Raw genomic sequence first — 12,512 nt, 5'->3', positions numbered from 1 at the left:
GATGTCATTTTCACTAAAGGTAAAAAATGAAGTATGTAGAAATAGTGAATTATCTAAAGATGAAATAGCTGCCCAATTATCAGCTATAATGAAGTCAAGTGGAACATTGGGTTTTGGATTTAACAGATCTATTACTTTTAAGATAGTAACTGAAAATCCAGCTATAGCAAGATGGATTTTTAAGAATTTAAAAGATTTCTATGATATTCACACTAAATTATTAGTAAAGAAAAGCAATTCGTTAAAGAAAAATAATATATATATGGTTTTAATACCAGAAGAAGTAGATGTAAAGGGACTCCTTCAAGAATTGGGAATAATAGAAAAGGATGGCTTATTTAATATACACTACGGAGTACCTAGTGAAGTTATAAAAAATGAAAATTGTAAAAGAGCATATATAAAGGGAGCTTTTTTAGGGGGAGGAAGTATTAGTAACCCAGAGAAAACTTACCATCTAGAGTTTGTAACTCATGATCAAGATTATGCCAATGAACTTAGTGATCTTATTAACAGTTATAAGCTTAATTCTAAAGTAATACAAAGGAAAAATAGTTTTGTAATATATTTAAAAGAGGGAGAGCAAATAGTAGATCTTTTGAATATAATAGGTGCACATAATGCATTATTAGAGCTTGAAAATATAAGAATCATGAAGGAAATGAGAAATAATGTAAATAGAATTGTTAACTGTGAAACTGCAAATCTTAGTAAAACTGTTAATGCAGCTGTAAGACAGGTGGAAAGTATAAAGCTTATTGAAAGTGAAATTGGACTTGATAGGCTACCTAAAAATTTAAAGGAAGTAGCTAAATTGAGGCTTGCCTTCCCAGATGAATCCTTAAAGGAGTTAGGAGCTATGTTAAATCCGCCTGTAGGAAAATCAGGAGTAAATCATCGTCTTAGACGAATTGAAAAAATAGCTGATGAGCTTAGGAAAGAGGGTAGATAGGCATGTCAAAGCATGAAGAAATAATTAAATATATTCTATCCTTAGATATAAATACTAAGATATCTGTTAGAGGAATTAGTAGTAAATTAGGTGTCAGTGAAGGAACGGCATATAGAGCAATAAAAGAGTGTGAATCTATAGGAATTGTCAATACAATTCCTAGGGTTGGCACAGTAAGAGTAGAAAAGTTAGAAAAAAAGAATATTGACAAGATATCCTTTAGGGAAATTGTAAACATGGTAGATGGAACCTTAATTGGTGGTAAGGGTGGAGAGAATAATTTTCTTGAAAGATTTATAATAGGAGCCATGGAAGTTGAAACCATTAAGAGATACATAAGCCCAGGTTCGTTACTTATAGTAGGAAATAGAGAAAAGGCTCAAAGACTAGCTCTTGAAAATCAATGTGCTGTGCTTATCACTGGGGGCTTTCAATGTAGTGATGAAATAAAGACTCTAGCAGATAAAACAAATTTGCCTGTAATATCCTGTAGCTATGATACATTTACTGTTGCAAGCATGATAAATAAGGCCATATATGAAAATAATGTTAAGAAGGAAATTGTATTAGTAGAAGATGTTATGGATAAAAATCCAGAATACTTAAATGTATGGGACAAGATTAAAGCATTAAAAGAATTATCACAGAAAACTAGGCATGAAAGATTTCCAGTTTTAGATGAGGAATCTAGAGTTATAGGTCTTGTAAGTATAACTCAAATAAATAATCATGATGACAATGAAATCGTAAATACCATTATGACAAAGAATCCTATTGTGTTAAACCCTACAAGCACAGTTGCCTATGCAGCACATATCATGGCTTGGGATGGAATTCAAATATGCCCAGTGGTATATAAAAAGAAATTAATAGGTATAATTTCCAGAGGAGATGTAATAAAGGCATTACAAATAGTTACAAGACAGCCTCATGTAGGTCATACTATGGATGATTTAATTTTAAAGAATTTTGAGTTTGAGTCTAGTAAGAATAAGATGCATTTCTGGGGAGAAATTGTGCCTGAAATGCTTGACTCTATAGGTACTGCATCATGGAATGCATTAAATATGCTTTTATCAACTATGGGAACTATGGTATTAAGACAAAATGGTATTACAAATGTAGCTATAGATAGTTTCACATCTTATTTTACTAAGCCAGTTCAAATGGGTAGGATAATTGATGTATATTCTGAAGTAATAGATAGAGGAAGATATTATTCAAAGGTAGAAGTAACAATGTATAATCAAAATAAAGAGATTATGGCGAAGGCTATGCTATCAGCCAAGGTACTAAAAAATAATTAAATAAAATAGGTTAATGTATAGGGGGTAAAAAGTTGTTTACACATGTGGTTTTATTTAAGTTAAAAGAAAATACAAGGGAAAACGTAAAGTTTGTAGCAAATACTCTTAAAGCTATGGAAGGAAAAATACCTGAGCTTAAGGAGATAGAGGTAGGAATAGATGAGCTTCGTACGAATAGATCTTTTGATGTATGTCTTATAACTAAATTTGATTCTGTAGATGACATGAATGAATATCAGATACATCCATATCATGTTAATGAAGTTTTAGGTAAAATTAAGCCCTATATTGAGGTTTCTAAAGTGGCTGACTATTATTAAATAAAGTATTATTTTAAAGATAAAAAGAAATCTGTTTATAACGGAATGTCTGAAAATCATTACTTTTTAGATTAGTTTTATAGTTTAATTACTAGGGCTAAAAAGATTAATTATGTAAGGCATTCCATTTTTGAGAATGTTACAAAACATATGTGTGTATAATTACTTAATAGTTTATAATTTTAAGTAAAGAGGTGTTTTAATGAAGGGGAAGATTAGAAACATTATAAGTATACTTTTAATTTTAGTGGGGATTGGATTATTACTTTTTGCTTTTAAAGGAAAGTGGGAAACAAAAAAAGTTCAAGATCAGCTTTATGACAAATTTGTATCAGAAGAAAAGCAAGAAGTTAATCATGAAAAAAACAAGAAAAGTAAGGAAGAAAAACTTCCTTATATAGATATGGTAAATCCAATTGCAGTTTTAGAAATACCAAAAATAAATTTGAAAGTAGTAGTAGCAGAAGGTACTGAGGATGAAATAATAAAATATGCAGTAGGACATTTTAAGGATACTGCTATGCCAGGGGAGGTGGGTAACTTTGCGCTAGCAGGACATAGAAACTATGATACAGGAGAATTTTTTCTAAGACTAAACAAATTAGAAGTTAATGATAATATACTAGTATCTAATCATGATAAAACATTTACTTATAAAGTTACAGAGAGCTTTACAGTTGCTCCAGAAGACACCTATGTTTTAGATAAAAGTGAGGATGCAACAATAACCCTTGTAACATGTACTTATGATGGTAAGGACAGATTAATAGTAAGAGGTAAGTTAGAAAGATAATATAAAAATAATATAAAAATAAGTATTTTAAAAGAAATTAGTTTTGTTACATATGATGCAGGGGGTGAAAATATGAAGGATTTTGTACATCTGCATGTGCATACAGAGTATAGTCTCTTAGATGGTTCAGGGAAAATATCTAAACTTATTAAAAGAACTAAGGAATTAGGTATGAAAGCTATTGCTATTACTGATCATGGAACTATGTACGGTGCAGTAGATTTTTATAAAGAAGCTATAGAAAATGGGATAAAACCTATAATTGGATGTGAAATATATGTGGCAGGAAAATCAATGTACATTAAAGAACCTCAAAAAGACAATGATACCTATCACTTAGTTTTGTTAGTTAAAAATAAGGTAGGTTATGAAAACCTAATGAAAATAGTATCTACTGCTTCTATAGAGGGGTTTTATTATAAACCAAGAGTAGACTATGAATTTTTAAAGGAAAATTGTGAAGGATTAATTGCTACTAGTGCTTGCTTAGGTGGTGAGGTTCAAAAAAATTTACTTAGAGATAATAAAGAAAAGGCCAAGAAAGTTGCTTTAAAATATAAGGAAATATTTAAAGATGATTTTTATTTAGAATTACAATACCATGGAATTTCCCAGCAGTTGCAAGTGAATGAAATGTTATTAGAGTTGTCTAAGGAATGTGATATTCCATTAGTATGTACTAATGATACTCACTATATAAATGAAGAAGATAGTAAATCACACGATGTATTACTTTGTATTCAAACAGGTAAGACCGTAGAAGATAAAACTAGGATGAGATATCCTTCAAATCAATTTTATCTTAAGTCACCTGAAGAAATGTATGAGACTTTTTCTTATATACCAGAGGCTATGGAAAACACGCTAAAGATAGCAAAAAAGTGTGATTTCGATTATAAATTTCATGAATCTAAGTTACCTAAATTCCCTTTGCCTGAGGGGGTAGATCCCTTTGAATATCTTAGAGGAAATTGCTATAAGGGACTTATTGAAAGATATGAAGTATTCTCAGCTTTAAATGGAGTATTGGATGAAGAAAAAGTAAATAAAATAAGAGAAGAAAATGAAGAAGGAAAACTTCTGTGCGATAGATTAGATTATGAGTTAGGAATAATCAAGAAAATGGGATATGTTGATTATTTTCTAATTGTTTGGGATTTTATAAAATATGCTAATGAAAATGGAATTCCTACAGGACCGGGAAGAGGTTCAGCAGCAGGAGCTATAGTTGCTTATACCTTGGGAATAACCAAAATAGATCCAATAAAGTATGCTTTGCTTTTTGAGAGATTTCTTAATCCAGAAAGAGTAAGTATGCCTGATATTGACTCAGACTTTTGCTATGAAGGGCGTCAAAGGGTAATTGATTACGTAGTTGATAAGTATGGAGAAAATAATGTATCACAGATAATTACCTTTGGAACAATGGCACCAAGGGCATGTATCAGGGATGTAGGAAGAGCAATGAATTATTCCTATGCTGAGGTAGATAAAATTGCAAAGATGATCCCTTCAGTATTAAATATAACTATAGATAAATCATTGGAGATGAATAGTGAGCTACAAGAACTTTATGATGTAGATGAGAGAGTACGTGAACTTATAGATGTAGCTAGAGATTTAGAAGGGTTACCAAGACACTCATCTACCCATGCTGCTGGAGTAGTTATAGCATCCCATCCTTTAGTAGAATATGTTCCATTACAAAAGAATGAAGGTATGATAGTAACTCAGTTTACCATGGGTACATTAGAGGAATTAGGACTTTTAAAGATGGATTTCCTAGGATTAAGAACCCTTACAGTAATGGATGAAGCTATTAAGAATATATGGGAAAATCAAGGTGTAAAAATAGATATAGATCATATAGACTTTGGAGATTCAAAGGTTTATCAGATGATTGGAGAAGGAAAAACAGTAGGTGTATTCCAGTTAGAATCTGCAGGAATGACTTCCTTCATGAGAGATCTAAAACCAGACTGCTTTGAGGATATCATAGCAGGAATAAGTCTTTATAGACCAGGTCCAATGGCAGAAATTCCAAAATACATTGAAGGAAAAAGAAATCCAGACAAAGTAGAGTATGTAACTCCACAATTAGAAGGAATACTGGATGTGACATATGGGGTAATGGTGTATCAGGAACAAGTAATGCAAATAGTTAGAGATCTTGGAGGATATTCCCTGGGGAGAAGTGACCTTGTGAGACGTGCCATGTCGAAGAAGAAACATAAGGTCATGGAAGAAGAGAGAAAAAACTTTGTTCATGGAATAGTAGATGAAGAAGGGAAGATTGTAGTACCTGGATGTATTCGAAATGGAATTACAGAAGAAGCAGCTAATAAGATATTTGATCAGATGATGGATTTTGCATCCTATGCTTTTAATAAAAGTCACGCTGCAGCTTATGCAGTAGTTGGATATCAAACAGCATATTTAATGTATTATTACCCAGCAGAATTTATAGCTGCCATGCTTAATAGTATAATGGGAAACAATGAAAAGGTAGCATACTACATTAGGTTTGCAGGAGAAATAGGAATAAAAGTACTTCCACCAGATATAAATGAAAGCTTTAGTAAATTTACAGTACAAGGTAATACTATAAGATTTGGTCTTTCAGCTATAAAAAATGTTGGAGTAAATGTTATAGAATCAATAGTGGAAAGACGTGAGGAAAAAGGAAAATTTAAGAGCTTTAGCGATTTTTGTAACAAGATTGATTCTGGAGCAGTAAATAAGAGAGCTGTAGAGAGTCTTATAAAAGTTGGAGCCTTTGATAGTTTAGGAGTATACAGATCTAAATTAATAGCTGTATTTGAGAAAATTTTAGATGGAATAAACAATGAAAGAAAGAGAAATGTCCCAGGACAAATCAGTCTATTTCAAGGAGCTGAGGATGAAGATAGTGCCTTTAAGATAGTTTATCCAGAAATTCAGGAATTTAATAAAAAGTATTTATTAGCTATGGAAAAAGAAATGACAGGAATATATTTATCAGGCCATCCACTAGATGATTATGAGAAGACTTTAAAACATGTAACCACTCATAAGATATCAGACTTAGTTTTAGCAGATACCCTAGAAGATGGAAGTACAGGTGTAGAAGGTCTTATTAGCGAGAGAGTTTCAAAGGTAAAGGATAAACAAAAAGTAATTTTAGGGGGACTTTTAACATCCGTTTCTAAAAAAATTACAAGAAATAATCAAGCTATGGCCTTTGCCACCTTAGAGGATTTATTTGGAACCATAGAACTAGTCATATTTCCAAAGACATTTTCAGCTTGTAGAGAATTTGTTGAGGAGGATGAAATAATCACTGTGGAAGGACGTATAGCCCTGGAAGAGGAAGAACAACCTAAAATATTATGTGAAAAAATATCGCCATTAGTTAAAGTGAGTACGGATAAGATATATATAAGGGTTGAAGATGATAACAAGCTAAATAGTGCAATGAAGCTTATAAGAGACAATTTTATGGGTGAATTTGGTTCAGCACCAACTTACTTATTTGCTGCTAATACGAAGAAAAAATATCTTATAAATAAAAATAGTTGGCTTAATAATGATTATGAAACTACATCTAAACTGAGAGAAATTTTTGGAGATGATAATATTAAAGTTTTAGAAGAATAAGGCTAATATTATAATAAAATAAATTATTTTAGGCACCAAGCAATTAGCTTGGTGCTTTGTATAACATAAATTTTTTTAAAATTCTTGACATTATATATTGAGTATATTAAAATATACTCAATAAAACTATGAAGAGAAGAGTAATCAAACTCAATTTTTTTACAGAGAGCTTTAGATGGTGAGAGAAAGCAAAAAACAGTTTGGTGAAAAAAGCCTCGGAGTTGTACACAGGATCTTTACTTCACTAGAGTTTATCTTAAAGTGAGGTTGCTTCTTAAAAAAGAAAGAAGTTTCCTTTAGGAAGAGAGATGGTGTAACGGGTGCTCCCGTTATAGAGCTAGGGTATAAGCTTAATATATTTTATTGTAAAGCCGTACTTGAAAAGGTTAATATGGTGACATATTAATAAACTGGGGTGGTACCACGAAGTTGAACTTACCAAACTCTCGTCCCCAAGACTATTGTCTTGGAGGTGAGAGTTTTTATTTTGCAAAAATATAATAATGGACGAAAGCAACGTAACTGAGTCTACTAGAAAATACTATAATGAGGTGTTATTTAGCTTCATAAAAGTTATGAGACATTAAAAAGCAAAATTGAAAGGTGGTACTATTATATATGTACAATGATTATGTAGAATTAAATAACTTACAAGAAATAATGCAAGATGCCAATGAATTTAACGTAGAGAGAATAAAAAAATTAAATGAACTTTTAAGCAGAGGAATCAATCCTTATCCCTATACTTTTGAGCCAAATACTACTTCAACCTATATAACAAAAAACTTTGATAAAATAGATAGTGAAGAGAGATTTATTTTATCAGGAAGAATAATGCTTTTAAGAAGAATGGGTAAAGTGACATTTTTAAATTTAAGGGATCAGAATGGAAATATTCAAGTGTATATAAGTAAAAATGATCTTGGTGAAGATGCCTATGGAGTTATTAAACTTCTTGATGTAGGAGACATAATTGGTATAGAAGGATTCGCATTTAAAACAAAAACGGACGAAATAACTATTAAAGCTCTAAATGTTACTGTGCTTTCAAAATCTATAAGACCTCTTCCAGAAAAATATCACGGAATTCAAGATATGGATTTAAGACAAAGACATAGATCCCTAGATATGATAATGAATGAAGATGTAAGAGATAGATTTGTAAATAGAGCTAAGGCTATGTATGCCATAAGAGAGTTTATGAATTCTAAAGGGTTTATGGAAATGGAAACCCCTATTTTAGATACAAAATATGGTGGAGGAGAAGCTAAACCATTTATAACTAATGTAAATGCATTAGACTGTGAAGTATTTATGAATGTATCTCCAGAGTTATACTTAAAAAGATTGATGGTTGGAGGCATTGATAGAGTTTTTAGTATGGGACGTTCCTTTAGAAATGAAGGAATAGATAGAACTCACTATCCAGAATTTACATTGTTTGAATGTTACATGGCTTATGCTGACTATAATGATATGATGAGAATTATGGAAGATTTATATGAGCACGTATTTACTAAAATCAAAGGAACAACTAAAGCTGTATATGACGGTGTTGAAATTGACTTTAAAGCCCCTTGGAAGAGAGAAACTATGTGCAATCTAGTTCATAAAGATACAGGAATAGATGTGGAAAGGTTAACTAAGCAAGAAATAGTACCTCTAATTATAGAAAAAGGATTATTAGAAGAGGAGCAAAGGGAAGGGTTTAATATTGAAGAAGCAAATAAAGGAGACTTAATACTTACATTATTTGAGGTTTATTGTGAGGATAAATTAATAGAGCCAACCTTTGTAATAGATTTTCCATTAGATTCGTCTCCACTATGTAAAGTTCATAGAGAAAATCCAGAGTTAATAGAAAGATTTGAACCCTATGCCTTTGGAGTAGAACTTGGAAATGCATATTCAGAACTTAATAATCCGTTAAGACAAAGAATTTTACTTCATGAGCAAGCAGCAAAATTAAGAGCAGGACTTGAAACTGCTAGCCCAATGGATGAAGAATTTGCAGTAGCTATAGATGTAGCTATGCCACCAGCTGGAGGTCTTGGAATAGGAATAGATAGAATGATGATGTTTTTAACAAACTCATCATCTATAAGAGATGTAATTGCTTTTCCATTAGTAAAAAGATAATTAAAAGATAATATGAGAAGAGTTAGCTCAAATTTTACTTAGATTTAACTTTAATTTGCATGAAGATATAAAAAATTTATTGATATTAGATTGTAAATTGAATTGTTGGTAAAGATAAGTTTAATTGCAGAAGTAGCTCTTCTTAATTTTGTATATAAATTTTATTAAAATTTATTAATTATAAAGGATAAAATGGGAAGAATAAATTATAAGAGACTTTATTAAAAGTTGACAACATTTACAATAGCAAATTTATAGATATTTACTCAAATGCATCCAATAATAGGTTGCAAGGAGTAACTCTAAACATTAAACTTAAGTTAAGTAAGTAGAGATTTAAATAAATAATAACCACAATAAAGCTAGGGGGTAATATAGTGAAAAGAATTGCAGTATTGACTAGCGGTGGAGATTCACCAGCAATGAATGCAGCAATAAGAGCTGTAGTTAGGATTGGAATTGAAAATGAAGTCCAGGTATTTGGAGTACATAGAGGGTTTAATGGGCTTATTAATGGGGAAATATTTGAGATGGATAGACACTCTGTTTCTGATATAATTCAAAGAGGAGGTACTATCCTAAGGACTGCTAGAAGTGAAGAGTTTAGAACACCTGAAGGGAGACAAAAGGCACTTAATGTTATTAAAGTCCTTAAAATAGATGGAATTATAGTCATTGGTGGAGATGGATCCTTTAGAGGAGCTAAGGAATTAAGTGATTTAGGTATACCAACAGTTGGAATACCAGGTACTATAGATAATGATTTACCTTATACAGATTATACCGTTGGTTTTGATACAGCTTTAAATACAGCTATTGATGCCATAAATAAAATTAGAGATACATCTAGCTCCCATGAAAGAGTGAGTGTAATTGAAGTTATGGGAAGAAACTGTGGGGATTTAGCTTTATTTTCAGGTATTGCTGGTGGGGCTGAACAGGTAATAGTTCCAGAAAAAAAATTCACTATTGAAGATATATGTGAGAATATTTTCAAAGGGAAACGTAATGGTAAGCTTCATAATATTATAATCTTAGCTGAAGGTGTAGGTGGAGCACAGAAATTGGCTAAAAGCATAGAGGAAATAACAGGTATAGAGACTAGGGCAACGGTGCTTGGATATATACAAAGAGGTGGAAGTCCAAGTGCTTTTGATAGAATTTTAGCATCAAGAATGGGTAGTAAAGCGGTAAAAGTGTTGTTAGAAGGAAAGACAGCAAGACTTATTGGTATAAAGGCAAATAAAATTATAGATATAGATATAAAAGAAGCTTTAGATTTAAAATCATGTTTTAATGGAGAGTTATATAAATTAAGTGTAGATTTGTCGAATTAATGGGTTGTAGATATTGTAGAATTACAAATATTTTAATATAATTTTATATAATGGTAAAGTTATCTAGGCAAAAGAATTTAAATCTATGAAATATAAAGGAGGATAACTATGAAGAAAACTAAAATTGTTTGTACAATGGGACCTACTACTGATGAAAAGGAAATTATAAAAAAGTTAATTGAAAATGGTATGAATGCTGCCAGATTAAATTTCTCTCATGGAAGTCATGAAGAACATAAGAGAAGAATAGATATGGTTAAGGAAGCGAGAGCTGAATTAGAAAAGCATATTGCTATATTACTTGATACAAAAGGACCAGAGATTAGAACTGGAAACTTTGAAAATGGAACTGTAGAACTTAAAGAAGGAACAACTTTTATAGTTCATTGTGGAGAGGATATTATAGGAGATGAAACTAAATGTTCTATTACTTATAAAAACCTCTATAAAGATGTAAAACCAGGAAACATACTTTTAATAAATGATGGATTAGTAGCATTAAAAGTATTATCTATAGAAGGTAAAGAAATAAAAACTCATGTTGAAAATACAGGAGTTATAGGAAATCACAAGGGAATGAATGTGCCAGGAGTTAAATTAAACCTTCCAGCATTAACAGAGAAAGATATAGCAGATTTAATGTTTGGTATAGAAAGTGAAGTAGATATAGTAGCTGCATCTTTTATAAGAAAAGGTACAGATGTTCTAGATATAAGACATCTTCTTGATAAGAATGGTGGAGATTATATTCAAGTATTTTCAAAGATTGAAAATAGAGAAGGCGTAGATAATATTGATGAAATTATAAGGTATTCTGATGGAATTATGGTAGCAAGAGGGGATTTAGGAGTGGAAATTCCTACTGAAGAGGTACCAGTAGTTCAGAAGATGATTATACAAAAATGTAATGAAGCTGGAAAGCCCGTAATTACTGCAACTCAAATGTTAGATTCTATGATTAGAAATCCAAGACCTACTAGAGCAGAAGCTTCAGATGTAGCTAATGCGATCTTTGATGGAACTGATGCTATAATGCTAAGTGGAGAGACTGCTAGTGGTAAATATCCAGTAGAAGTTGTAAAAACTATGTCTCAAATAGCTATGAAGGCAGAGGAATATATAAACTACGAGGAAAGTTTCAAGAAAAGAAGAAAGTTACATGTTGCTAATGTGCCTAATGCTATAAGTGTAGCTACATGTACAACAGCAATGGAGTTAAATGCATCAGCAATAATTACAGCTACTCAAAGTGGTCAAACAGCAAGACAAATATCTAAATATAGACCGGAATGTGAAGTAATAGCTTGTACTCCTTATGAAAGGGTTGCAAGAAGTTTAGCACTAAATTGGGGTGTGTTCCCTGTAATAACTCCAAAATTAAAAGATACAGATGAATTAATAGATAAGACTTCAGAAATTGCATTAGCAGCTAATTATGTAAAGAAGGGTGATCTTGTAGTAATTGTTGCAGGAATACCAATGAACTACATAGGTAGTACAAATATGATGAAGGTTCATATTATAGGAGATGTACTTTTACAAGGTAAAGGAAGTAATTCTGGTACAGCCTTTGGAACAGTAATGCATGTAAATAATTCTAAAAAGTTTTTTAATTCTCTAGATGAAAAGCAAATTATTATAGTAGACAAATTAAGTAGAGATTTTTCAGATGTGCTTAATGAGGTTGGTGGAATAATAGTAGAAAGCGATGAGATGAGTTCTAGTGTATTACTAGAATGTGCATCAAGAAACATTCCTATTATATATAACGCACAAAACGCATCTTCAATTATAAAATCTGGATGTTTTATAACTATGGACTCAAAAGTAGGAATGGTATATAGCGGCAAAGCTAATATTAAGTAGTTTCATCCAAGGAATTATTTTAAAATTAAGATAATTATTGTATTTATGTAAAATTTATAAAAAATATTGAAATTATCTGAAATTTAATGTATAATTAATAATCCAATGGATAAGACTTAAAATATAACATTTTTGGCAACTGATTCATTATTGACACCCGTT

The 12,512-nt window shown here is 31.2% G+C and carries 8 protein-coding genes and 1 other annotated feature; all 8 genes read left to right on the top strand.

Going from position 1 to position 12,512, the window contains the following annotated elements; genetic code table 11:
* Position 1: 1 nt before the first annotated feature.
* The 8 genes from whiA to pyk all read left to right on the top strand — a co-directional run bounded on the left by whiA (position 2) and on the right by pyk (position 12,350).
* Positions 2-952, top strand: coding sequence for a DNA-binding protein WhiA (gene whiA, locus B2694_RS03255; protein ID WP_346847670.1), 951 nt, complete (start codon positions 2-4; stop codon positions 950-952).
* Positions 953-954: 2 nt separating this feature from the next.
* Complete coding sequence (locus tag B2694_RS03250) at positions 955-2,259, top strand: DRTGG domain-containing protein (protein ID WP_346884550.1); 1,305 nt, start codon at positions 955-957, stop codon at positions 2,257-2,259.
* Positions 2,260-2,291: 32 nt separating this feature from the next.
* Positions 2,292-2,579: a Dabb family protein gene (locus tag B2694_RS03245; RefSeq protein WP_346884549.1), complete on the top strand. Its 288-nt coding sequence runs from the start codon at positions 2,292-2,294 to the stop codon at positions 2,577-2,579.
* Positions 2,580-2,781: 202 nt separating this feature from the next.
* Entirely contained in the window at positions 2,782-3,372 is a 591-nt protein-coding gene (locus tag B2694_RS03240) for a class D sortase (protein ID WP_346884548.1), read from the top strand.
* A gap of 72 nt (positions 3,373-3,444) precedes the next feature.
* Positions 3,445-7,008 carry a DNA polymerase III subunit alpha gene (locus tag B2694_RS03235; RefSeq protein WP_346884547.1) on the top strand — a complete coding sequence of 1,188 codons (3,564 nt, stop codon included), beginning with the start codon at positions 3,445-3,447 and terminating at the stop codon, positions 7,006-7,008.
* Between the two features lie 119 nt (positions 7,009-7,127).
* Positions 7,128-7,465, top strand: a binding site (T-box leader).
* A 161-nt stretch (positions 7,466-7,626) separates the two neighbouring features.
* Positions 7,627-9,147 carry a lysine--tRNA ligase gene (lysS, locus tag B2694_RS03230; protein WP_346884546.1) on the top strand — a complete coding sequence of 507 codons (1,521 nt, stop codon included), beginning with the start codon at positions 7,627-7,629 and terminating at the stop codon, positions 9,145-9,147.
* Between the two features lie 377 nt (positions 9,148-9,524).
* Complete coding sequence (pfkA, locus tag B2694_RS03225; protein WP_346884545.1) at positions 9,525-10,484, top strand: 6-phosphofructokinase; 960 nt, start codon at positions 9,525-9,527, stop codon at positions 10,482-10,484.
* A gap of 108 nt (positions 10,485-10,592) precedes the next feature.
* Positions 10,593-12,350: a pyruvate kinase gene (gene pyk / locus B2694_RS03220; RefSeq protein WP_346847661.1), complete on the top strand. Its 1,758-nt coding sequence runs from the start codon at positions 10,593-10,595 to the stop codon at positions 12,348-12,350.
* Positions 12,351-12,512: the final 162 nt, after the last annotated feature.

This window comes from Clostridium sp. UBA4395 (assembly GCF_002390995.1).
Taxonomy (GTDB): domain Bacteria; phylum Bacillota; class Clostridia; order Clostridiales; family Clostridiaceae; genus Clostridium_J; species Clostridium_J sulfidigenes.
This window is presented reverse-complemented; position numbering and strand designations above follow the sequence as displayed.